Consider the following 23,430-nt stretch of genomic DNA (forward strand, 5'->3'; position numbering starts at 1 on the left):
CTGGCTGTTCACAGTGGCGCGACCGCACCGGATTTCCACCGGTTTCCTCGACGCCCGCCGAGCATCCCGATCGTACTGTCCGCCCTCCGGCCGCAACTTTCCAGCCCGCGTCCCACGGCTGGACAAACGATCACCACGCTCCGGTGCGAGCGACGCCCGAGAGCGCACCTGCACCGGAGCGTGGTGATCTTGATCAGCGCGGGCGGCGGGTCGAGGCGCGGGCGGCGGTCATCGGGAGGTCTCCTCGGTGTCGGGGCGGCACGGCATGGCCAGGGTCAGCTGGTCACCGTCGTCGGCGGAGCGGATCCGGGCGGGCAGGTCGGGAGCGATCAGGTCGAGCATCACGTCGGGGCCGACGGCGCCCGCGACGGCGGGGTACAGGGTGATGACAGCGAAATGGATCGTCATTCCGGGACCGGTGACGGTCGCGGGCAGCAGTACGGCATCGCCGTCCCCGGCAATCCGTACCGCCCGTGCCGGATCGGCGATTGTGCCCGCGTCCGACGCCGCGCGGACGGCCTCGACATCCCTGGCGTCGTAACCATGGCCGAGGATGAACGCGAACGCGGGGGTGGCGGCGAGATCGGCATGCGTGAGCTCGTCGAGGCCGTGCTCCGGGATCACGTGCAGGGTGATCGTGGCCGAACCGGCCTGCTCGAGCGCATCCAGCAGCTCGGTCCTGTTCAGGATGACGCGGGTGACGACGGCGGGCAGCGCCGCCAGCATCGCGCGGTAGTCGGGAAACTCGTCGGCCGCGCGGCGGCATCGTCGCCGATCCGGGACGGGCGCGTCTGCCCTGCCGTTCTCGGCAGGCGTCGTGTCTGCCGACTCGGCCGGATCGCCGGAGATGATCTCGAGGTGGGTGGATCCGGGCCGGATCGCGACCGTGTGCCGCCGACGCAGCCAGGATGCGGCGGCGCGGAGGTCGTCGGCGTCGACGGTCGCCGTCCACTCCGCCGTCGTCGCGCGCGCGGGCCGCAGGCTCCGGGTGGCCAGGCGGTACCGGTCGGTGGCGGTGAGGATCAGTTCCTGCGCACGTGCTTCGAGGTGAATGCTGTTGAGCACCGGCATCTCCGGATCCATGATCGTCGCGGTCGCGATCTGGTCGACAGCGGCCGCAAGCAACGGCCCTCGCACCCATATGACGCTGTCGGCCAGCGGGTCCACCGCAGCACTCACCCCGGCGCCGGTGGCCGAAACCGGTCCCGTCTCTGCGCCTGGGGCGATCGCCGAACCCGGGCCCGATGCCGGGAACGGGCCAGATGCAGAGGCCGAGCTCGATGCCACGAGCGGGCCGAAATGCACTGCGGCACGGGCTGCGTCGGCCGCGGCGCGCACCGACTCCAGTTGACGGTCCAGGCTGGTGAGATAGTCCTCCACCAGTGTTGCGACGCGAGCCTGGTCGCGCTCGGTGAGGACGGTGACGACCACGGGCAGCGGCATGTCGACGGCACGCAGGTGCCGGATCAGCTGGGCGGCGCCGGCCTGGTCGGGCGCGTAGTAGCGGTAGCCGGTGATCTCGTCGACCACGGCGGGGACGAGGACGCCCGCGTCGGCGTAGAAGCGCAGGGCGCTGGTGCTCAGACCACACGCACGGGCGAAGGCACCGATGGTGAGCAGTTCGGATTCGGACATCGGCTCATCATCGGGGTTCGAGCGGCTCGAAGGTCAAGCCGACGCGAGTCCGGCCGGCCCGCGCTTCGCCGCGACGGTCCGCCCGCTCAGCTCGATGTGCCGCGGCGCGGCGCCGAGATCGGTGCCGCCGTACGGTCAGTCACGGCGGGTGGTGCCCGCGGCGACCATCTCCGGGGAGCCGGTGCCGAGGTTGCGGTACACGTTGGCGACCACCAGCCGGCCGAGCGCGTTGTTGCCGACACCGCCGATGACCGCGCCGATACCGGCCGGGATCAGGGTGCCGAACAGCAGCAGCGTCCGTTTGACGAGGTAGTTGACGAGGAAGCGCTTGGCCGGTGAGTCCGGCATGCTCGCCAGCCCGGGGATGTGGTCGGTGACGACCGAGAGCCACTGGCCGGTCTTGTGTCCCGCGGTCTCGTCGAGCAGCTTGGTGCCCGCGTCACCGAGCACCACCTTCGACACCAGGTGCGCGCGACGGGGGTCGGCGGGGTCGAGGTCGTAGGCCGCGGCGGCCCCGACGGACAGCACCGAGGACGCCTCGAGGAAGACGACGGTGTCGACGCCGGTCGCGGCCAGACCCAGCAGTGTGCCGACGCCGGGCACGGCGGCGGTGAGCCCGACCACGACGCCGCTGGTGGTGACGACGACCAGGTATTGGCGGGAGAGCCGCCGCAGTGTCTCCACCGGCGCGTCGGTCGGATGCCTGCGTTCGAGCCAGTCGACGTAGCGGCCCACCGCGGCGGTTTGCGCGTGCGCGGCCTTGTCGAGTGCGGGAACGACACGCTTGTCCACGAATTCACGCAGCATACGGCGACCTCTCCTGTCGGCGATCGACCTGGCGAACGATTCCCGCCCACCCTAGGGGACGCGGCCCGGCGATGCCTCGCGCAGCCGCCCGCGTCGGCGGTCGTAGGCTGGACGGATCATGACCAGGAGCACTCCCGACTCTTGCCCCGGTGTCCTGCGACTGCACCAGGCCGCCGACGGGCCGCTGGCACGGATCCGGGTCCCCGGCGGCAGGCTGGAACCCGGACAGTTGCAGGCGCTCGCCGACGCGGCCCGCGAACTGGGCAACGGTCACCTCGAACTGACCTCCCGGGGCAATGTCCAGCTGCGGCAGGTGCGCGACGCCGCCGCTCTCGCCGACCGGCTCGACGCGGCCGGTCTGCTACCCAGCCGCACCCACGAGCGCGTCCGCAATATCGTCGCCTCGCCGCTGTCCGGACGCGTCGGCGGCTGGGCGGACGTGCACGGTCTCGCGGTCGACCTCGACGCGGGTCTCCGCGCGGATCCGCGGCTGGCGGAGTTGCCGGGCCGGGTGCTGTTCACGCTCGACGACGGTCGCGGCGATGTGAGCACGCTGCGCGGCGACATCGGCATCCAGGCCGTCGGGGCGGACGAGTTCGCGCTCCTGCTCGCCGGCGCCGATACCGGCGTGCGGGTGACGGCGAGCGAAGCCGTCGACGTGATGCTCGACGCGGCGCGTGGCTTCCTCGATCTGCGCGGGACCGGCGACGACGGGCAATGGCGATTGCACGAGATCCCCGGCGGCGCCGAACGCGTCACCGAGACCCTGGACCGCTCCCCCGCCGGTGACCGGCTGGAACTCGGTGCGACACACACAGTTCCGATCGGCTGGCTGGATCAGGACAACGGCCTGGTCAGCCTCGGCGCCGGTGTACCGCTGGGCACCCTGCCCGCGCGGACCGCGGAATTCCTCGCGGCCGTCGAGCGGCCCGTCTATGTCACCCCGTGGCGCAGTCTGGTGATCACCGATCTCGACGAGGGTCCCGCCGAAACCGTGGTGCGGGTGCTGGCGCCGATGGGCCTGATCTTCGACGTGCAGTCGCCGTGGCTGCAGGTCAGCGCCTGCGCGGGCCGACCCGGGTGCGCCAAGTCGCTCACCGATGTCCGTGCCGACCTCGCCGCCGCCGTCGACTCCGATCGCGTCCTGCCCGGCGAGCCCGGCACGGCCGAGATGGTCGTGCCCGCCGAAGACGTCACCGTGGCGGGCCGTCAGCACTGGTCGGGCTGCGAGCGCCGCTGCGGCCGTCCCACCGGGCCGGTCACCGATGTCGTCGCCACACCCGACGGTTACCGCGTCGACACGCCGTGACCGCGCGCGGAACCTGCTGCGGCCATCCCGACGGGTCCGTCACGATGTCATCCGCACGCCTGACGGCTCGCATCGACGCGTCGTGACGCGCTCTTGCCGAGCACGCGACGAACTGAGGTGGGACCGTTGTCCCGCAGGGAAATTCGATCGACCACGTCGGTGATCGCTCGTACGCTGACCTCCTCAGCACGAGGGGGTATCCATGTCCACACTACAGGTGACGGCCGAGCGGCTCGTCGTCCTTCCGCATCCGAACGCCGATCGGCTCGAGCTCGCGCAGGTCGGGTTGTACCGGGCCGTCGTCGCCAAGGGCCAGTTCGCGACCGGTGATCACGCGCTCTACATTCCGGAGCAGGCCGTCCTGCCCGAGGAGCTGATCGCCGAACTCGGACTGACCGGGAAACTGGCCGGGGCGCAGCATAATCGGGTGAAGGCGGTGCGATTGCGCGGGGAGGTGTCGCAGGGCATCGTGTGCACGCCCGCTGCGCTGAGCGAGGTCGATCTGGCGGCGGCCGCGGTCGAGCGCGCCGACTTCGCCGAGCGGCTCGGGATCGTCAAATGGGTTGCGCCCGTTCCGGTTTCGATGGCCGGGCAGGTCGAGTCGGCCCCGGATCTGCTGCGGTGGATCGATGTCGAGAACATCAAACGCTTTCCGGAGATCTTCACCGCCGGGGAGCCGGTGGTGGCCACGGAGAAGATCCACGGCACGGCGTGCCTGCTCACGCACGTGCGCGCCGAGGACCGGATCCTGGTGTCCTCCAAGGGTGTCGGTGGGAAGTCGCTGTCCCTCGCACCGTCGGAGGGCAACCTGTACTGGCGGGCGATCCGCGCGCACGGACTGGACGAGGCCGCCCGGAAGATCGCCACCGCACTCGACGCCGACCGGGTCGGGCTGTTCGGTGAGGTATACGGCGCGGGCGTGCAGGACCTGCACTACGGCGCCTCGGCCGCGCACGACGCGTCGCTCGGCTTCGGCCTGTTCGACATCGCGGTGGATCGCGGGGGCGAGCCGGTCCGCTGGCTCGACCACCACGAGATCGGCACGCTGCTCGGCGAACTCGGCATCACCGTGCCGCGGGTACCGGTCCTCTACGAGGGCCCCTACGACGCGGACCTGCTGCTGACGCTCGCCGAGGGCACCGAGACCGTCAGCGGTGCGGGCGCGAACATCCGGGAGGGCCTGGTGGTCCGCCCGGCCACCGAACGGCACTCGCCGGTGCTCGGCGGGCGGGCCGTCGGCAAGATCGTCTCCGACGCGTACCTGCTGCGCGATGGCGGCACCGAGTTCGAATGAGTACCGACCGCGTGCGGGTGCGGCGAAGGTCCCGCGCGCGTCGGCCTACTCGTCGTCCGGCTCACGCCTGCACAGCGTCTGACGAAGGTAGCCGGGGCGAACCGGGTCCCGGCTGCCCGGCGGTCGTGTCGCGGCGGGTGTGCAGCTCCAGCACACAGCACTTCACGCCGCCGCCACCCTTGCGGAGTTCGGACAGGTCGACCGGGACCGGCGCGAAACCGCGAGCCCGCAGTGCCGCGATGAGGCTCGTCGCGCCCGGATCGAGGAACACGTGGTGGCCGTCGCTGAGACCGTTCAGCCCGAAGGACAGGGCGTCGTTCTCGTCGGCGAGGATCGCGTCCGGGTACAGGGCGGCCAGGACGTCGCGGGCGGCGGGGCTGAACGCGGCCGGGTAGTAGGCGATGGTGGTGTCGTCGAGGACCATCAGTGCGGTGTCGAGGTGATAGAAGCGGGGATCGACGAGTTCGAGGGAGACCACCGGCAGGTCGAAATACTGCGCGACCTCGGCGTGCGCGGACAGCGAGCAGCGGAAGCCGACGCCGGCCAGGATCCGTTGCCCGGCGAACGCGAAATCGCCCTCACCCTCGTTGGTTTCGCAGGCCGGCGCGAGCTCGCGCAGTTCCCTGGCCGCGAACCAGCGGTGGAACGCAGGGCCCTCCGCGGCGCGTTCGGGGTGGGCGAAGCGCGCCGAGAGCGCGTGCCCCCCGATCACGATCCCACTGTTGGCGGCGAACACCATGTCGGGCAGTCCGGGTTCGCCGGGCACCGTCTCCACAGAATGCCCGTGCTCCTCGAGCACCGCCCGCAGGATCTCCCACTGGGCCAGGGCACGCGGCCGGTCGACGGGGGTGGCGGGGTCCATCCACGGATTGATCGCGTAGGTGACGTCGAAGTGGTCGGGCCTGCACAGGACATAGCGGCGCGGGGTGGCGACCCGCGCGGGCGCTGTGGCGCGAAGGGGGGCTGCGGCGGTCATCAGGACTCCCGGTGGCTGCGCGGTTCGAGTGTTCCTACGAAGGTAAATGTCGTCGCATTGCACAGGGAACACCGATTCGTTGCGCATCGTGGTACCAGAATGGAGAATCATTGCGTCCGAGCAATGGAGGAGTGACGTGGACGATATCGATCGGCGCATCCTGGCGGTTCTGCTCACTCACGCGCGGGCTTCGTTCCAGGAGATCGGCTCGGTGGTCGGGCTCTCGGCGCCCGCGGTGAAGCGGCGGGTGGACAAGATGGTCGCCAGCGGGCAGATCACCGGATTCACCGCGCAGGTCAATCCGGCGGCGCTGGGCTGGAAGACCGAGGCGTACGTGGAGGTCTACTACCGCGACAACATCTCCCCCGCCGAACTGCGTCGCACGCTGGAACCGATTCCGCAGGTCGTCGGCGTCTGGACCATCGCGGGCGAGGCCGACGCGCTCGTGCACGTGATGGCCACCGACATGGCCGAGATCGAGGTGACGGTCGAACGGATCAGGGAGAACGCGCGGGTCGGGCGCACCCGCAGTTCACTGGTGATGTCGCGCATCCTCGAGCGGCCACGCACCTGAGCGACCCGCGACGAACACCACGTCCGACCCAGGTTCTAGGGTTGACCGCATGTCCGACGTGCGTGCCAGCTACCTCACCGACGGGGCCGAGATCTATCGGCGCTCGTTCGCGACGATCCGCGCCGAAGCCGATCTCGCCGGTTTTCCCGCCGATGTCGAGCGGGTGGCGGTCCGGATGATCCACGGCTGCGGACAGGTCGATCTGGCGGGCGACATCGCCTACTCCCCCGGTGTGGTCGCCGCGGCGCGCGCCGCTCTGCACGCGGGCAAGCCGATCCTCTGCGATGCCAACATGGTGGCCTCCGGCGTCACCCGCAAGCGTCTGCCCGCCGACAATCCGGTGCTCTGCAACCTCGCCGACCCGCGCGTCCCCGCGCTGGCCGCGCAGCTGGGCAACACCAGGTCGGTGGCGGCGCTGGAACTGCTGCGCGACCAGCTCGACGGCGCCGTCGTCGCCATCGGCAACGCCCCCACCGCGCTGTTCCACCTGCTCGACATGCTCGACGCGGGCGCACCGAGGCCCGCCGCGATCATCGGCATCCCGGTCGGCTTCATCGGCGCCGCCGAATCCAAGCAGGCGCTGATCGACTTCGGTGGGATCGAATTCCTCACCGTGCGCGGCAGACGGGGTGGCAGCGCGATCACCGCGTCGGCGCTCAACGCGATTGCGAGCGAACAGGAGTGAGTGAGATCAGCACCGGCAAACTGTGGGGTATCGGTCTCGGCCCCGGCGATCCCGAACTGGTGACGGTGAAGGCGGCCCGCCTCATCGCCGAAGCCGACGTCGTCGCGTTCCACAGCGCGCGCCACGGGCGCAGCATCTCGCGCGGTATCGCGGCGCCGTATCTGCGGGAAGGCCAGCTCGAGGAGCACCTCGTCTACCCGGTGACCACCGAGACCACCGATCATCCCGGCGGCTACCAGGGCGCGATCGACGAGTTCTACGAGCAGGCCGCCGCCCGGCTCGCCACGCACCTCGCGGCGGGGCGCACCGTCGCACTGCTCGCCGCGGGTGACCCGCTGTTCTACAGCTCCTACATGCACATGCACCGGCGACTGGCCGACCGGTTCGAGGCCGAGATCGTTCCCGGCATCACCTCGGTCAGCGCGGCATCGGCGGCCCTGGGCACCCCGCTGGTCGAAGGCGAGCAGGTGCTCACCGTGCTGCCCGGCACCATGCCCGTCGACCAGCTGACCGAGCGCCTGCGCAACACCGACGCGGCCGCCATCATGAAGCTCGGTCGCACCTATCCCGGTGTGCGCCAGGCACTCTCGGACTCCGGACGGCTCGCCGACGCCTACTATGTGGAGCGGGCGAGCAGCACCCGTGAACGCGTGCTGGCCGCCGCCGATGTCGACGACGCCGACGTGCCGTATTTCGCGATCACCCTCGTACCCGGCCCCACGCCGACCACACCGATCCGCGCCCGTTCTGCCGCTGGGCGCGCGGGCGGCAACGGCCTCGTCGCGGCGACCGAACCCGGACTCGCGGCATCCACCGCCGACACCCCTCGGGATGCCGCTGAATCAACCGGCGCTCCGGGCGAAGTCGTCGTCGTCGGGCTCGGACCCGGCGACACCGCCTGGACCACCCCGCAGGTCACCGCGGCACTGGCCGAGGCGACCGATCTCGTCGGCTACACCACCTACATCAACCGCGTCCCCGAGAAGCCCGGACAGCGCAGGCACGCCAGCGACAACAAGGTCGAATCCGAACGGGCCGCCATGGCACTGGATCTGGCCAAGCGGGGCGCACGCGTCGCGGTCGTGTCGTCGGGTGATCCCGGGGTCTTCGCGATGGCCGCCGCGGTACTGGAGGTGTCGGCCGAACCGCAGTTCAAGGACGTGCCGGTGCGGGTCCTGCCCGGGCTGACCGCGGCCAATGCCGTCGCCAGCCGGGTGGGCGCGCCACTCGGGCACGACTACGCGATGATCTCGCTCTCGGACCGGCTCAAGCCGTGGAATACTGTCGTCCAACGGCTTTCGGCGGTCGCGGCCGCGGATATGGCGATCGCGATCTACAACCCGGCCTCCTCGCAGCGTCGCTGGCAGGTCGGCGCCATGCGTGATGTGCTGCTCGAGCACCGGCCGCCGGAGACGCCGGTGGTGCTGGGTCGCGATGTCGGCGGGCCGACCGAGTCGGTCCGGGTGATCACCCTCGGCGCACTCGATCCGGACGAGGTGGATATGCGTACGCTGCTCATCATCGGTGCCTCCACCACCACCGCGTTCGACACCGCCGAGGGCACCAGGGTCTTCACCGCGCGCCGATACGGCACGGGCGAGTAACCCGGCGAACACACCGCAACACCGGCAGTCTTGGTTGCCGGCACGCCCAGGGCGTAACATTCCACTTAGGAATGTAGTTCGAAGGGAGTTGACCGTTGACCGATACCGCGACTCGACGCCGCCCGCTGAACTCCACCGCGGCCTCGCTACTCGGGTTCCTGCACGAAGGTCCGATGTCGGGCTGGGACCTGGCCACGCAGGCCCAGCTCCGCATCGGCGACTTCTGGACCATCACCCAGAGCCAGGTGTATCGCGAACTGTCCGCCATGGATTCGGCCGGCCTGGTGACCAAGGGCGAGCGGGGCGCCAGGGAGCGCACGCCGTACCGGATCACCGACACCGGGCGCGAGGCGTTCGCCGAGTGGATCGCCCGCGACCCGGGCGCCGAGACGATCCGGGTGCCGCTGCTGCTGACGTTGTCCTTCGGCGAGCACCTCGATCCGGCCCATCGCGATCGGATCATCGCCGCCAACCGCAACATTCATCAGGATCGCCTCGACCGCTACCTCGACGAGGACCCGACCGCCCTCGCGCCGCACCAGCGCGCCACCCTCGAATTCGGCATCGCCTACGAACGCGCGGTGCTGCACTGGTTCGACCAGCTCCCGCACATCTTCACCGCGCCGAACCCGCGCTGACCGCGCGCGGCGGTCAGCGCACCCGGTGCGAGGCGGCGTCGTGCAGCCAGTCGACCGCGGCGCCGACCTCGTCGACCGTCACCGCGCCCGCGGGCAGCGGTGGCCGGTCGATCATCACGACCGGGAGCCCGGCGGTGCGGGCGGCGAAGATCTTCGCCTCGGTCTGCGCACCACCGCTGTTCTTGGTGACCAGCACATCGATCCGATGCCGTGACATCAGGACGAGTTCGTCGTCGAAGGTGAACGGTCCACGCGCCAGCAGCAATTCGTAGCGCGGAGGCAGCGGTGCCGCGGGGGCGTCGATCGAGCGGATGACGAACCGGTGCCCGGCGCAGCCGGCGAACGCGCCGACACCTTGACGGCCGATGGTGAGCAGCACCCGCTCACCGTGCGCGGCCAGCGACGCGGCCGCCGATGTCAGATCGGGCACGCGCGTCCACAGGTCACCGGGACGCTGCACCCATTCCGGCCGCCGCAGGTGCAGCGCGGGGACGCCGAGTTCGTCCGCGGCGGTCGCCGCATGGGCGCTGACCTGCGCCGCGAAGGGGTGGGTCGCGTCCACGACGGCGTCGATCGCGTTCTCGCGCAGCCAGGTTCGGAGGCCCTCGACACCACCGAAACCGCCTATGCGTACCGGACCGACCGGCAGCCGCGGATGAGCGACCCGTCCGGCGAGGGACGACACGATGTCGAGCCCCCGCTCGTCGGACGCGATCCGGGCCAGCTCCCGGGCCTCGCCCGTGCCGCCGAGGATCAGGACCCTCAGGGCTGCCTACCGAAGCCGGCCGAACCCGCGCCGACCGGCGACGCGCCGCCGGTGTCGGTGGTAGCGGTGTCCTGCACCGCGGGGGCGGTGTACTTCGAGTACTTCATGTAACTCCCCATCATGGATAAAAACGAACCGAGGGATTTACCGGAACGGCCACGACCCTACCCCCGAGGCACGCGTCTTACACCTTCGGTTCGTAACTTTCATGGCGTCATGACCCTGCATGAACGGTTTCACCGTGATCTGCGCGTGATCTGACTGTGATCGAACCAACGCGCTCATCCACCGCTAACCAGCGGGTTTTCCGACGATCCACTGGGCGACCGGCAGGTGCGGCCGCCATGCCGTGAACCCACCGAGTGCTTCGCCACGGTAGACCTGAAATTTTCGCAGGACGCCGCCGTAGGTGGCTGACCAGTCCAGCAGCTGCGCTTCCGATTCCGCGGTGACCGCGTTGGCGACCAGCCTGCCGCCGGGGCGCAGGCGCTGCCAGCACTGCGCGAACACCCCGTCCTGGGTCAGACCGCCGCCGAGAAATATCGCGTCCGGCGCGGGAAATTCCGCATCGGCAAACTCTGAGCGCACCTCGCCGCGGATCGTTATTCCGGGGACGCCGAGCGCGGTGGCATTCGCGGCGATCTGTGCGCGGCGCGCGGGAAGGCGTTCGAAGGTGACGGCACGGCACAGCGGATGCGTGCGGCACCATTCGATGGCGATGCTCCCCGATCCCCCGCCGACATCCCACAGCAATTCGCCCGGCGCCGGTGCCAGCGCGGTGACCGTGAGCGCGCGGACCTCGGCTTTGGTGAGTTGACCGTCGCCGGTGAAGGCGGTGTCGGTCAGGCCGGGCAGGCGGGTGTCGCGGCGGCGGCCCTGGTCGGCGACGCACTCGACGGCGACGATGTTGAGCGGGTCGCCGTGGGGGTGCGACCAGTTCGTGGCGGTGCCGGTGCGCAGGAGTTCGGCGGGGCCGCCCAGTTGTTCGAGGACGGTCAGCGTCGAGTCGCCGAACCCGTTGTCGGTCAACAACTGTGCCAGCTGCGCGGGGGTCGATTCGTCCTCGCTGAGCACAAGAACGCGGCGGCCGTCGGCCAGCTCCGGCAGGACCGTCGGCAACGGCCGGGCAACCACGCTCACCACGGGGATCTCGGCCAGCGGCCAGCCGAGTCGCGCACACGCCAGCGACGCCGAGGACGGCTGCGGGAACACGCGCAGCGACCGTGCGCCGAATCGGCGGGCCAGGGTCGCGCCGATGCCGTAGAACATGGGGTCGCCGCTGGCGAGGACACCGATACGGCGATCGGCGTTGCGCGCGAACAACTCCGGCAGGGCGGGCAGCAGCGGGCTCGGCCACGGCACCGATTCGGCATCGCCGGGCGGGCGCAAGGCCAGTTGACGCGGTGAGCCGAACACGACGTCACACGCCAGGATCGCCGTCCGGGCGGTGTCACCGAGCCCGGACCAGCCGTCGGCGCCGATCCCGACCACCACGATGGGCCGACCCGCCCACACCGCGTCGGTCACCGCGGCATCCGGCGCCACACGAACTGCGGCAGCAGCCGCATCACGAAGAACGCCACCGCGAGCCTGCCGGGTACCGCCACGCGGGTCGCGCCCTTGTCCAGGCCGCGCACGACGGCGTCGGCGACCTGGTCGGGGGTGCTCGGCAGGGGCGCGGGATCCATGCCGGTCGTCATGCGGCCGATCACGAAACCGGGCCGCACCAGCAGCAGCTGGACGCCGGTGCCGTGCAGGGCGTCACCGAGGCCGCTGGCGAAGCCGTCCAGGCCCGCTTTGGCCGAACCGTAGACATAGTTCGCCCGGCGCACGCGGACGCCCGCGATGGAGCCGAAGACGACGATCTGGCCTGCGCCCTGGGCACGCATCAGGGTGGCGAGGGTGGTCAGCACGCTGACCTGGGCGACGTAGTCGGTGTGCACGACGGCGACCGCGTGCGCCGGGTCGTGTTCGGCGCGATCCTGATCACCGAGGACACCGAAGGCGAGGACCGCGGTCGCGATGCCGTGCTCGGCGGCGATCTTCTCCAGCAGCGGTGCGTGGGTGGCGGTGTCGTCGGCGTCGAATTCCACGGTGTGCACGGCGGTCGCGCCTGCCGCGCGCACCTGCTCGATCTCGGCGTCCAGCGTGCCGGCCCGGCGGGCGGCCAGGATCACCACGCGTCCGGGGGCCAGTCTGCGCGCCACCTCGAGGCCGATCTCACTGCGCCCGCCCAGGACCAGCACCGGTCCATCGTTCTGCTGCTTTCCCATGGGGTCAGTCTGCCCGATACGGCGAAGGTCGTAGATCCAGGCCGGGGGCCGAAACCCGCGGAACCGGCCGCCGGAGGGCCCGGCTACCGTTTCCTGCATGCCCACCGCCACCGCACAACTCTCCCCCGCTGCCCTCGAATTCGTCACCGAGCGGCACCTCGCCACACTCACCACCCTGCGCGCCGACGGCACCCCGCACGTGGTCGCGGTGGGCTTCACCTGGGATCCCGAGAGCGGGATCGCCCGCGTGATCACCGATGGCGCGTCGGTGAAGGCACGCAATGCCGGACGCGGCGGCTATGCGGCGGTGAGCCAGGTCGAGGGGGCGCGCTGGCTCACCCTCGAGGGGCCGGCGACGGTCCTCGACGACACCGCCGACGTCGCGGAGGCCGTGCGCCGCTATACCGAGCGCTACCGGGTGCCGCGCGAGAACCCGACGCGTGTCGTCGTCGCGATCCAGGTGCGCCGCGTGCTGTCGTCGAGCACGCTGAAATAGAGTGCGTGCTGAAATCGCCTGTGCGCGAACCGCTTACAGAACCGTCAGACCGTGCGGCCGGTTGTTCATCGACTCGGCGCCGTCCTCGGTGACGACCACGATGTCCTCGATGCGGGCGCCCCACTTGCCACGGAAGTAGATGCCCGGCTCGATGCTGAACGCCATGCCCGGCTCGAGCACCAGGTCGTTGCCCGCCACGATGTAGGGCTCCTCGTGCACCGACAGGCCGATGCCGTGGCCGGTGCGATGCACGAAGGCGTCGCCCAAACCTGCCTCGGCGAGCACGGTGCGCGCAGCGGCGTCGATGGACTCCGCGGTCACCCCGGGGCGCACAGCGGCCACAGCGGCCGCCTGGGCGGCCTCGAGCACGGCCATCTGCGCGGCGACCTGCTTGCTCGGGGCGCCGAGCACATAGGTGCGGGTGGAATCGGAGAAGTAGCCGGGCTCGACGGGACCGCCGATGTCGATGACGACCACGTCGTCCTTCTCGATCGTCCGATCGGAGACCTCGTGGTGCGGGTCGGCGCCATGCGGACCACTGCCGACGATGACGAACGCCGCCTCGGTGTGGCCCTCCTCGATGATCGCGGCGGTGATGTCGGCGGCTACCTCGGCTTCGGTGCGCCCCGGGCGCAGGAACTCCCCCATCCGGGCGTGCACCCGGTCGATGGCCGCGCCCGCCCGGCGCAGCGCCGCGATCTCGGCGTCGTCCTTGATCATCCGCGATTGCCGCAGCACCGGTGTCGCCGAGGCGGGCAGACCGGTGGTGGACTGGGCCAGCGGGATCAGGTGCAGGGCCGGCATGGCCTCGGCCACGGCGATGCGGGAACCGGCGTGCAGCGTCGAGTGCACCAGCTGGTAGGGATCGACGCCGTCGACCCAGTCCAGCACCCGCAACCCGAGTTCACCGGCTGCCGACTCCGCCAGCGACGCCAGTTCGAGTTTCGGAATCACGACCGCCGGGGTGGCCCCGTCGGAGGTGATCACCAGGCAGGTGAGCCGCTCGAAGGACTGGGCCCTCGAACCGATCAGATACTGCAGGTCGGGGCCCGGCGTGATGAGCAGGGCGTCCAGATGCGCCGCCCGCATCAACTCGACCGCCCGCTCCAGTCGCCTGCCGTAGACCTCCGCCGCGAACCGTGTCTCCGTCTGCGCGCTCATAGGATGCGACGTTACCCGCCCCGCACCGACCGTCGCAGTATCGGCAACCGGAGCGGAATCGGATCGTGCCACGCGGTCCCGTCGCGACCACGACGGCGCCGTCACAGGCACCGGGACCCGTCTTCGGGGCACAATCACCGGTGTGACCGTTGACCAGACCTCCCGCGGACCCCTGTTGATCCTCGACGGCGCCAGCCTCTGGTTCCGCGCCTACTACGCGATCCCCGACAAGCTCAGGGGCGCCGACGGGCGCTCGGTGAACGCGCTGCGCGGATTCACCGACATGGTGGCCTCGCTGATCACCAAGCACCGGCCGAGCAGGCTCGTGGTGGGGCTCGACCTGGACTGGCGGCCACCGTTCCGGGTGGCGCTGGTGCCGTCCTACAAGGCGCACCGGCTCGACACCAGCAGCGACGCGGCGCCCGGCGCCGAGGAAGTGCCCGACACCCTCACCCCGCAGGTGGAGATGATCCTGGAGGTGCTCGCCGCGGCGGGCATCGCCACCGGCGGCGCGGAAGGGCTCGAGGCCGACGATGTGCTGGGCACGCTCGCCAGCCGGGAACGCACGGACCCGGTGGTGGTCGTCAGCGGCGATCGTGACCTGCTGCAACTGGTCCGCGACGATCCGGCACCGCCGGTGCGGGTCCTCTACGCGGGCCGCGGGCTGGCCAAGGCCGAGCTGTTCGGTCCCGCCGAGGTGTCCGCGAAGTATGGTGTGCCCGAACAGAACGCGGGCCCGGCCTACGCCGATATGGCCACCCTGCGCGGCGACGCCTCCGACGGCCTGCCCGGTGTCGCGGGCATCGGTGACAAGTCGGCCGCCCAGCTGATCTCGAAGTTCGGCTCGCTGGACGCCCTGCTGGCGGCCGTGGACGACCCCGGTTCCGACCTCGCCAAGGGCGTGCGGGCGAAACTGATTGCGGCACAGGACTATCTGAAGGTCGCCGCGCCGGTGGTCCAGGTCGTGCGCGACGCCGAGGTGATCCTGTCCGGCCCGGACACCCTGCCCGCGACGCCGGCCGACCCGGACCGGCTCCTGGAATTGGCCACCGCCTACAACGCGGAGAGCCCGATCACCCGCCTGGTCACCGCGCTGACAGCGGTCCACCGCGTCGAGTGACGAAGAAACGACGCCGGGCCGCCCGCATGCTCGCGGACGGCCCGGAACCTGTGGTGCGACAGCCTAGTTGGGGCGGCCGACCTCGTAGGTGCCGTCGTCCTTGGTGATCTTGACGGTGACCTTCTTCGCCTCACCGCTGACCTTCAGGTCGCAGGTGAAGGTCGCGTCGACCTTCACTTCCTGACCCGAGGGGCACGACACGTCGGTCACATCGGCGATGCCGTAGGAGTCCTTCAGCACGCGCGCGACGCCGTCCTGCACCGCGGCGTTGTCGAGTTCGTCGGACGAGAAGACGAACAGAAGCAGGCCGACGATCGCGGCGAGCACCAGCACGCCGACCGCGACGAGGCCGATCACCAGGCCCTTGCCCTTGCCACCGGACGACGGCTGCGGCTGCTGGCCCCACTGCTGCTGCGGCTGCTGCCCCCACTGCTGTGCGGGCTGCTGCTGCCCCCACTGCTGCCCCGCGTTGCCCGCCTGGGCATTCCAGTCCTGTGGCGGCGGCTGGGTCTGACCCCACTGCTGCTGCGGGCCGGTCGGCTGCTGCGGCTGCTGCCCCCAATGCGGCTGCTGACCGGGCTGCTGCGGTGGCTGGGGCGGCTGCTGCCCCCACTGCTGCGGCGGCTGCTGGGCGTTCGGGTCACCCCAGTGCTGGGTGGGCTGGGCCTGCTGCGGTGGCTGTGCCGCTCCACCCCAATGCTGTGTGGGACCGGCGCCACCGGCCCCTTGCTGACCACCCCAGTGCTGGGTGGGATCGTTGCTTCCCTCCCCTGGGCCGTTCGGTCCGTACGGGCCGCTCATCCACTCGCCTCCACTCGCATCGTTGTACATACGGTAGCCCCCCGCGCCAGGCCAGCCGCTTTCGCACGACTCCGCCATCACGGTCGGTACGCCAGGAAATCAAATCACAGACGTATGGACTACGCGGCGTCCACCGCGACGACACCCCGCCGGACGGCGCGCACGGCCTTGGCTGCGGTGGCCGCGATCTCGAGGTCGTCGGCGGTGTTGTGGATCTGGTCGAGCAGGTCGATGACCTGCCTGCACCAGCGCACGAAATCACCGGCCGACAGCGGCGTGCCCTGATCACCGCTGGCCAGCAACGCCTCGGCCAATGCGTCGCCACGGGCCCACTTGTAGACCCCGGTGACGAAGCCGAGGTCGGGTTCGCGGGTCGGCGGCAGCTTGTGCCGCGCCTCGTCGGCGCGCAGCTGCGTCCATACCTCGATGGTGGCGCCGACCGCCCTGCGGATCGGTTCGGTCGGACCGGACGCGGTCAGGAATCCGCCCTCCTGGCGCGACTCGTAGACCAGCGTGGACACCACCGCGGCGAGCTCGGCCGGGCCGAGTCCGCGCCACAACCCCTGCCGCAGCACCTCGGCGACGACCAGGTCGCTCTCGGCGTAGATCCGGGCCAGGCGCCTGCCGTCGGCGGTCACTTCACCGCGCTCGACGAAACCGCGTTCTTCGAGCAGCCCGACGATCCGGTCGAAGGTGCGCGCCAGCGAATTCGTCGTCGCGGCAACCTTCTGGCGCATCGTCTCGGTCTCGCGGGCGAGCCGGGCGTACCGCTCGCCGGTGCGGCTGAGCTGTTCCCGATCGGGCCGGGTGTGCGCCGGGTGCGAGCGCAGGCTGCGGCGCAGGGTCGAGAGTTCGCGATCCTCGCCCGCACGAGTGTGGTCGTTGCGCCTGCGCCTGCCCGGCGCGGAGATCCCGGTGCTGCGCAGCGCCGAGGCGAGGTCGCGACGGATCCGGGCGGTCCGGTGATCGACGCGGCGCGGCAACCGCATATGGCCCAGCGCTTCGGCGGGGACGGGGAAGTCGGCCGCCGACACCCTGCCCGCCCAGTGGTCTTCGGTGAGCACCAGCGGACGCGGGTCGCCGGGGGTCTGATCGGGTTCCAGGATCACCGCGAGCCCGGCGCGCCTGCCCGACGGGATCGCCACCACGTCACCGCGGCGCAGTTCGATCAGCGCCTTCACCGCGGCGCCGCGCCGGTCGGCCCGGCCCTGCTGCTGGATCTCGCGCTCGCGCTGCTTGATCCGCTCGCGCAACGACAGGTATTCCATGAACCCGCCGTCGACGCCGCCGAGCTGACTCTCCAGCTTGCGCATCGCGCCCTGATTGCGTTCGATGCCACGCACCAGCCCGACCACCGAACGGTCGGCCTGGAACTGGGCGAAGGACCGCTCGAGCAGCGCCCGCGCCTCCTGCGCGCCCATCCGGTCGATCAGGTTGATCGACATGTTGTAGCCGGGCCGGAACGAACTGCGCAGCGGATAGGTGCGGGTGGAGGCCAGGCCGGCGACCGCGCTGGTGTCGACCTCGGGCTGCCACAGCACCACCGCGTGACCCTCGACATCGATGCCACGCCTGCCCGCACGCCCGGTGAGCTGCGTGTACTCGCCCGGTGTGAGCTCGGCGTGGGATTCACCGTTGAACTTCACCAGGCGCTCGAGCACCACGGTCCGCGCGGGCATGTTGATGCCGAGCGCCAGGGTCTCGGTGGCGAACACCGCGCGCACCAAGCCCTTGACGAACAGTTCCTCCACGGTGTGCCGGAACGCGGGCAGCATGCCCGCGTGGTGCGCGGCCAGCCCGCGGTGCAGCGCCTCGCGCCACTCCCAGTAGCCGAGCACTTCCAGATCGCCCTTGGGTAGGTCGCCGGTGTGCTTCTCGATGATCTCGTCGATCTTTTCGACGTCGTCCGGCCTGCTCAGGTCGAGTCGCGCCCGCAGGCACTGGGCCAGCGCGCCGTCGCAACCCGCGCGGCTGAAGATGAACGTGATCGCGGGCAGCAGGCCTTCCTCGTCGAGGCGGGCCAGCACCTCCGGACGCGGCAGCGGCCGGAAATTGCCGCGCGCGCCACGACCGCGCGGGCCGCCGTAGCCCTGCATCCGGTCGGCGGCTTCGCGCTGGCGGATGAATCGCACCAGGTCTTCGTCGACCAGCACCTTCTGGTCGCTGGATTTCGTGTCGAACAGATCGAACATCCGCCTGCCGACCATCACGTGCTGCCACAGCGGCACCGGCCTGGTCTCGTCGACCACCACCGCGGTGTCGCCGCGCACGGTCTCCATCCACGCGCCGAACTCCTCGGCGTTGGACACCGTCGCCGACAGGCTCACCAGCCGCACGTCCGGCGACAGATGCAGGATCACTTCCTCCCACACCGCGCCGCGGAACCGGTCGGCCAGGTAGTGCACCTCGTCCATTACCACGTAGGACAGTCCGCGCAGTGAATCCGAGGACGCGTAGAGCATGTTGCGCAGCACCTCGGTGGTCATCACGACCACCGGTGCGTCGGGGTTGATCGACTGGTCGCCGGTGAGCAGGCCGACGCTGTCGCGTCCGTAGCGTGCGGTCAGATCCGCGAACTTCTGGTTCGACAGCGCCTTGATCGGTGTGGTGTAGAAGCATTTGCCGCCCGAGGCCAGCGCCATGTGGACCGCGAATTCGCCGACGATCGTCTTGCCCGCGCCGGTCGGGGCGCAGACGAGCACGCTGTGCCCGTCTTCCAGGGCCGCGCAGGCGGTCCGCTGGAAAGGGTCCAGTTCGAAAGAGATTTCGCTGGCGAACTGCGCCAACTCGTTGGCCCGCGCGGGAGAATCGGTCACCCGTCAGAGCGTATCGGAGTAGTCCGACACCGGGCGGGTGGTTTTCTCCGGGCCGGTGACCGGGTCGGCGGGCCGGACGGGCTCCGGGGTGTCCAGTGGCGAGGCTTCCTCGTCCGAGAGCGCACCCCAGCCCTCGTTCGCCGCGCGACGGGCCCGGCGGGCGTCGTTGAAGCGGGCGAACTGCACCGCCAGCTCGAACAGGACCGTCAGCGCGATGGCCAGCGCCAGCATCGAGAACGGGTCCTGCGGTGTCACGATCGCGGCGAAGACGAACAGGCCGAAGATGAGGCCGCGGCGCCACGCCTTGAGCTTCTCGTACGGCAGCACGCCGACCAGGTTCAGCCCGATGATCACCAGTGGCGTCTCGAAGCTGACGCCGAAGATGATCAGCAGCTGGATGATGAACCCGAAATACTGGGTACCGCTGAGCGCGGTGATCTGGACGTTGTCACCGATGGTCAACAGGAACGACAACGCGTGCGACACGACGACGTAGGCCAGCACCGCGCCCGCCACGAACAGCACCGTGCCCGACACCACGAACCCGACCGCGTACTTGCGTTCCTTCGCGTACAGGCCGGGGGTGATGAACGCCCACAGCTGGTACAGCCAGAACGGCGCCGCCATGACCACACCCGCGGTGAAGCCGACCTTCAAGCGCAACATGAACTGCTCGAACGGCGCGGTCGCCAGCAGACGGCAGGCGCCGTCGGGGCTGAGGCTCGCGCGCGCCGATTCCGGCAGCGCACAGTAGGGCCCGCGCAGGATCTCGCCCAGGCTCTCGATGCCGAAGACGGAATGCGCGTACCAGAAGAAGCCGAGCAGCGTGGTGACCGCGATCGCGGCCAGCGCCAGCAACAGCCGGGTGCGCAGTTCCTGCAGGTGCTCGACCAACGACATGGTGCCGTCGGGATTCGTCCTGCGCTTGCTGCGCCGTGGATCGAACGGAATGCGCATGGTGGGTGGTGGCCTCTAACCCTCGACTTCGGCGGATGCTCGGCGAAACAGCACTCAACCCCGGAGCAGTCGACGCCACCCCGGGGAGAACACCGAGGTCAGAGCGACTTGTGGCCCTGCTGCGGGTCCGCGATCGGTGCCTGCGCCTGCGGTGCGGACGCGGGCAGCTGCTGCGGCGGCGCGGGAGTGGCGGCCGGACTCGCCGGCGTGGCCGACTCCGACTGCATCTGCCCGACCTCGCTCTTGAAGATCCGCAACGACCGGCCGAGACCGCGCGCCGCGTCCGGCAGCCGCTTCGCGCCGAAGAGCAGGACGAACAGCAACGCGATGATCAGCAGGTGCGTCCAGCTGAACGTGCCCATTATCAGATACCTCCAAAGACTGTGGTGATTACCGATGCTACCTGCACTCGGACTGTGGTGACCTGGCACCCGCAGCGGTGTTCGCCACGCGTTCAACCCTCGACAGCGGCCGCCGCCCCGGTCAGCTCCGCGAACAACCGGCTTCCGCTGAACCGGCGGGTGTCCCCCGATTCGGCGTTGCGGATCAGCTCGGTCAGCCTGCGGTTGACCGGCGTCGGGCGCCCGACCATCTCGCCGAGACGCACGATTTCACCGCACAACCACGCGATTTCCGTGCGCCTGCCGAGGGCGAGGTCGTCGGCCATGGAGGAACGCGCGAGCGGGTCGATGGCCAGTACCCGGCCGAACACCCGGCGGAAGATCGAGTCGGGGACGCACAGCAGATGCACCATCAGCTCGGGCGGTATCGGTGTCAGGCGGGCGGGCCGAATTCGCGCGGTGTTCATCACCGCGAGTGCTTCGGCCTGCGTGAGCGCGAGGCAGCGCCGGTAGTCGCGCTCGGCGAGTTCTTCGCGCAGCGGACGCCCCGAGAGCGCGTTGATCGGGTTGTTCAGGTTGAGCAGGAGCTTGGCCCACTGGACCGGGCGCAGGTCGCGATGACGACGCAGCGGCAGGCCCGCGGCACGGAAACGCTCGGCGAACCGGTCGACCACCGGATCGTCCTGAATCGCCACGACGCCGTCGCTGGCCCGGTGGAAACGGCCGTTGCCGCGGTGCACGACATTGAACATCACCATGCCTGCCAGCACGATGCTGGTGGGCAGGAGCTCCCGGATCAGGGTGTCGTTGCCGATGCCGTTCTGCAGGCTCACCACCGGGGTGCCGGGGCGCAGCCTGCCCGCGACGGTCCTGGTGACGGCCGCGGTGGCGGCGGACTTCACCGTGACCAGGACGAGGTCGGCCAGTTCCGGTTCGTCGGGCTCGAGCGCCAGCCCGAAACGGTCCGGCGGCACATCGGTGGCCCCGCCGTCGAGGTCGGTGAGGTGCAGTCCGTGCTCGGCGATGTCGTCGAGGATCCGTTGCCGGCCGACGAAGATCACTTCCATGCCCGCCGCTGCCAGATGACCGCCGATGAAGACCCCGATGCTGCCTGCGCCGAGGACCAGTACTCGCTGGTTCACGCGGGTTCGGTCTCCCCCGGCAGTCCGGCGGCCGCGTACGCGGCCAGTGCCGCGTCGGCCCGGTCACGCACCGCCGCCACCAGTTCCGGTGGTCCCAGGACGCTCACGCCGGTGCCGAAGCCGAGCAGCAGTCGCGCCATCCAATCCGCGGTCGCGAATCGCATGCCCGCCTCGATGCTGCCGTCGGGCCGGGACTGGATGCGGTGCATCGGGTACTGGTCGAGCACCCAGGCGTAGTCGGCGCGGATCCGCAGCCGGGCCAGCGGCACGTCGGGATCGTCCTGGAACAGGTCGAGGGCGGCCGCGGCGGCGGCGGCGTGGCTCGGTGGGCGGGCGGGCTCGTCGAGTTCGGTGGCGTCCTCGATCCGGTCGAACCGGAACAGCCGGACGCCCTCGGCCTGCCTGCACCAGGCCTGCAGGTAGCTGTTGTTGTCGACCAGCACCACCCGGATGGGGTCGACGATCCGCTCCGAGACTTCGTCGCGGCTGGCCGAGTAGTAGACCAGGCGCACGGCGCGGGTGTCGGCGAGCGCGGCGCGCACGGTGGCGACGACCGGCTGCTCGACGGGCACGTCGACCGGCTTGCCGGTGACGACGGCGTCGCTGCTGGCGATGGCCGATTCGATCTTGGCGATCGCGGCGTGCGCGGCGGTGGGGTCGACCATGCCCGGCATCTCGACGATCGAGCGCAACGCCACCAGCAGCGCGGTCGCCTCGGTGGAGGTCAATCGCAGCGGCCGGTCGATGCCCGCGGAGAAGGTGACCTCGATGCTCTCCTCGGAGAACGACAGGTCGATCAGGTCGCCGGGCCCGTAGCCGGGCAGCCCGCACATCCACAGCTGATTGAGGTCGCTCATCAGCTGTTTGGTGGTCACGCCCAGCTCGGCGGCGGCCTCGGCCGCGCTGATGCCCGGGTGCGCGAGCAGGTACGGCACCATGTTCAACAGGCGCGAAAGGCGTAGGGACAGGCGCGAACTCACGACGCCACCTCCGTGTGGTCGAGTACCGACCGTAGCCGGTTCATCACGTCGGCGCGCAGTTCCGGTGGATCCAGCACGAGCACGTCGGGGCCGAGGCCGGTGATCAGCCGGGCCACCCAGTCGCGCGAGCGGACCGGTACCTCGACGACCGAGCCGTCCCGGCCGCCGAGTTCCCTGGTGCCGACCTCGGTGCCGATGCGGCGCAGCTCGCGGCCGCGGCCCTTGGCGACCCACACGGTGGCCGATCCGGTGACGGGCGCGTCGCCGGTGACGCGGTCGACGATGGCGCGCAGGTCGGCGTCCTCGGGTTTGCGGACCGCGTTGTGCGGACCGTACGGGGTGACCTCGCCGCCGATCCGGGAGAGCCGGAAGGTCCGCACGGCGTCGCGCTCCCGGTCGTGCCCGACCAGGTACCAGCGCCCGTGCCGGGTGACCACACCCCACGGCTCCACATCGCGGGTGACGAACGGATCGGTGACGGCGCTGTGGTGCCCGAAGCGCACCGCCTGCCCGGCGTCGATCGCGGCGAGCAGCTCACGCAGTACCGGTTCCGAGCCGCGGGTGCGGGCGGGGACCGCGGGCACCGACACCCCGACGTTCTCGGTTTCGACGGTGACCCCGGCCGCGCGCAGCTTCAGCAGCGCGCCCTCGGCGGCGCTCGCGAGTTCCGGTGACGCCCACATCTGCACGGCGACGGCGACCGCGGCCGCTTCCTCGCTGGACAGATCGATGTCGGGCAGTTCGTAGGCGTCCCGGTTGATCCGGTAGCCCTCGAGTGTCGAGAACCGACCCACCGGACCGACTTCCAGCGGAATCCCCAGATCGCGCAGTTCGTTCTTGTCGCGCTCGAACATCCGGCTGAACGCCTCGTCGGTCGCGGAGTCCTCGTAACCGGCCACGCTGGCGCGAATGCGCTCCGCGCTCAGGAACTGCCGGGTCGACAGCAGCGCGATGACCAGATTCATCAGCCGCTCGACCTTGGATATCGCCACTCGATAGAGGGTAATGGTCGCGCTGCGGTCACGGCGCGTCGGCGCACGGTTGCGGGCCCGGCG

22 protein-coding genes are annotated in these 23,430 nt (G+C 70.5%); 8 read left to right on the top strand and 14 right to left on the bottom strand.

The window, feature by feature from the left end; all coding sequences use genetic code 11:
• Window positions 1–228: 228 nt before the first annotated feature.
• A complete protein-coding gene (locus tag ACFVAV_RS20990; protein ID WP_379036683.1) occupies window positions 229–1,635 on the bottom strand; it encodes a MerR family transcriptional regulator in 1,407 nt (468 codons plus the stop codon).
• 135 nt (window positions 1,636–1,770) lie between these two features.
• Complete coding sequence (locus tag ACFVAV_RS20995; protein WP_379036684.1) at window positions 1,771–2,442, bottom strand: hypothetical protein; 672 nt, start codon at window positions 2,440–2,442, stop codon at window positions 1,771–1,773.
• Between the two features lie 118 nt (window positions 2,443–2,560).
• Here ACFVAV_RS20995 and cobG point away from each other — a divergent pair, with 118 nt between their 5' ends.
• A complete protein-coding gene (cobG, locus tag ACFVAV_RS21000) occupies window positions 2,561–3,751 on the top strand; it encodes a precorrin-3B synthase (protein ID WP_379036685.1) in 1,191 nt (396 codons plus the stop codon).
• Between the two features lie 202 nt (window positions 3,752–3,953).
• Entirely contained in the window at window positions 3,954–5,045 is a 1,092-nt protein-coding gene (locus ACFVAV_RS21005; protein WP_379036686.1) for an RNA ligase (ATP), read from the top strand.
• A 61-nt stretch (window positions 5,046–5,106) separates the two neighbouring features.
• Here the strand turns inward: ACFVAV_RS21005 and ddaH are convergent, their stop codons facing one another.
• Window positions 5,107–6,021 (bottom strand): dimethylargininase, encoded by a 915-nt coding sequence (gene ddaH, locus ACFVAV_RS21010; protein ID WP_379036688.1) that lies wholly within the window; start codon window positions 6,019–6,021, stop codon window positions 5,107–5,109.
• A 136-nt stretch (window positions 6,022–6,157) separates the two neighbouring features.
• Here ddaH and ACFVAV_RS21015 point away from each other — a divergent pair, with 136 nt between their 5' ends.
• The 4 genes from ACFVAV_RS21015 (at window position 6,158) to ACFVAV_RS21030 (ending at window position 9,522) form a co-directional block, all read left to right on the top strand.
• Window positions 6,158–6,595, top strand: a complete 438-nt coding sequence (locus ACFVAV_RS21015) for an Lrp/AsnC family transcriptional regulator (RefSeq protein WP_189022910.1) — start codon at window positions 6,158–6,160, stop codon at window positions 6,593–6,595.
• A 49-nt stretch (window positions 6,596–6,644) separates the two neighbouring features.
• Entirely contained in the window at window positions 6,645–7,280 is a 636-nt protein-coding gene (locus ACFVAV_RS21020) for a precorrin-8X methylmutase (protein ID WP_379036689.1), read from the top strand.
• A gap of 5 nt (window positions 7,281–7,285) precedes the next feature.
• A complete protein-coding gene (cobJ, locus tag ACFVAV_RS21025; RefSeq protein WP_379036741.1) occupies window positions 7,286–8,884 on the top strand; it encodes a precorrin-3B C(17)-methyltransferase in 1,599 nt (532 codons plus the stop codon).
• Between the two features lie 95 nt (window positions 8,885–8,979).
• Entirely contained in the window at window positions 8,980–9,522 is a 543-nt protein-coding gene (locus ACFVAV_RS21030) for a PadR family transcriptional regulator (protein ID WP_379036690.1), read from the top strand.
• A gap of 13 nt (window positions 9,523–9,535) precedes the next feature.
• Here the strand turns inward: ACFVAV_RS21030 and ACFVAV_RS21035 are convergent, their stop codons facing one another.
• The 3 genes from ACFVAV_RS21035 to ACFVAV_RS21045 all read right to left on the bottom strand — a co-directional run bounded on the left by ACFVAV_RS21035 (window position 9,536) and on the right by ACFVAV_RS21045 (window position 12,561).
• On the bottom strand, window positions 9,536–10,288 hold the full coding sequence (locus ACFVAV_RS21035; protein ID WP_379036742.1) for a cobalt-precorrin-6A reductase: 753 nt from the start codon (window positions 10,286–10,288) through the stop codon (window positions 9,536–9,538).
• A gap of 291 nt (window positions 10,289–10,579) precedes the next feature.
• Window positions 10,580–11,833, bottom strand: coding sequence for a precorrin-6y C5,15-methyltransferase (decarboxylating) subunit CbiE (gene cbiE, locus ACFVAV_RS21040; protein WP_379036691.1), 1,254 nt, complete (start codon window positions 11,831–11,833; stop codon window positions 10,580–10,582).
• Window positions 11,812–12,561, bottom strand: coding sequence for an SDR family NAD(P)-dependent oxidoreductase (locus ACFVAV_RS21045; protein WP_379036692.1), 750 nt, complete (start codon window positions 12,559–12,561; stop codon window positions 11,812–11,814). Before ACFVAV_RS21045 ends, cbiE begins: the two co-directional genes overlap by 22 nt.
• A 97-nt stretch (window positions 12,562–12,658) precedes the next feature.
• On the opposite strand from ACFVAV_RS21045, the gene ACFVAV_RS21050 reads away from it, so the two are divergent.
• The gene (locus ACFVAV_RS21050; protein WP_379036694.1) at window positions 12,659–13,057 is read left to right on the top strand and encodes a PPOX class F420-dependent oxidoreductase; all 399 of its coding nucleotides are present in this window, start codon (window positions 12,659–12,661) and stop codon (window positions 13,055–13,057) included.
• 33 nt (window positions 13,058–13,090) lie between these two features.
• Here ACFVAV_RS21050 and ACFVAV_RS21055 read toward each other — a convergent pair whose 3' ends face one another.
• Window positions 13,091–14,218, bottom strand: a complete 1,128-nt coding sequence (locus tag ACFVAV_RS21055; protein WP_379036695.1) for a M24 family metallopeptidase — start codon at window positions 14,216–14,218, stop codon at window positions 13,091–13,093.
• Window positions 14,219–14,360: 142 nt separating this feature from the next.
• On the opposite strand from ACFVAV_RS21055, the gene ACFVAV_RS21060 reads away from it, so the two are divergent.
• Window positions 14,361–15,338 (top strand): 5'-3' exonuclease H3TH domain-containing protein, encoded by a 978-nt coding sequence (locus tag ACFVAV_RS21060; protein WP_379036696.1) that lies wholly within the window; start codon window positions 14,361–14,363, stop codon window positions 15,336–15,338.
• 63 nt (window positions 15,339–15,401) lie between these two features.
• Here ACFVAV_RS21060 and ACFVAV_RS21065 read toward each other — a convergent pair whose 3' ends face one another.
• The 7 genes from ACFVAV_RS21065 to ACFVAV_RS21095 all read right to left on the bottom strand — a co-directional run bounded on the left by ACFVAV_RS21065 (window position 15,402) and on the right by ACFVAV_RS21095 (window position 23,367).
• On the bottom strand, window positions 15,402–16,139 hold the full coding sequence (locus tag ACFVAV_RS21065) for a DUF4333 domain-containing protein (protein ID WP_379036697.1): 738 nt from the start codon (window positions 16,137–16,139) through the stop codon (window positions 15,402–15,404).
• A 119-nt stretch (window positions 16,140–16,258) separates the two neighbouring features.
• Window positions 16,259–18,955, bottom strand: coding sequence for a DEAD/DEAH box helicase (locus tag ACFVAV_RS21070; protein WP_379036698.1), 2,697 nt, complete (start codon window positions 18,953–18,955; stop codon window positions 16,259–16,261).
• Between the two features lie 3 nt (window positions 18,956–18,958).
• A complete protein-coding gene (gene tatC / locus ACFVAV_RS21075) occupies window positions 18,959–19,912 on the bottom strand; it encodes a twin-arginine translocase subunit TatC (RefSeq protein ID WP_379036699.1) in 954 nt (317 codons plus the stop codon).
• Between the two features lie 98 nt (window positions 19,913–20,010).
• Complete coding sequence (tatA, locus tag ACFVAV_RS21080; protein WP_379036702.1) at window positions 20,011–20,274, bottom strand: Sec-independent protein translocase subunit TatA; 264 nt, start codon at window positions 20,272–20,274, stop codon at window positions 20,011–20,013.
• A gap of 92 nt (window positions 20,275–20,366) precedes the next feature.
• Window positions 20,367–21,395, bottom strand: coding sequence for a 2-dehydropantoate 2-reductase (locus tag ACFVAV_RS21085; protein WP_379036703.1), 1,029 nt, complete (start codon window positions 21,393–21,395; stop codon window positions 20,367–20,369).
• Window positions 21,392–22,375, bottom strand: coding sequence for a helix-turn-helix transcriptional regulator (locus ACFVAV_RS21090; RefSeq protein ID WP_379036704.1), 984 nt, complete (start codon window positions 22,373–22,375; stop codon window positions 21,392–21,394). Before ACFVAV_RS21090 ends, ACFVAV_RS21085 begins: the two co-directional genes overlap by 4 nt.
• Window positions 22,372–23,367, bottom strand: coding sequence for a YafY family protein (locus tag ACFVAV_RS21095; RefSeq protein ID WP_189022937.1), 996 nt, complete (start codon window positions 23,365–23,367; stop codon window positions 22,372–22,374). Before ACFVAV_RS21095 ends, ACFVAV_RS21090 begins: the two co-directional genes overlap by 4 nt.
• Window positions 23,368–23,430: the final 63 nt, after the last annotated feature.

Source organism: Nocardia sp. NPDC057663, from assembly GCF_042799895.1.
Classification (GTDB): Bacteria; Actinomycetota; Actinomycetes; order Mycobacteriales; family Mycobacteriaceae; genus Nocardia.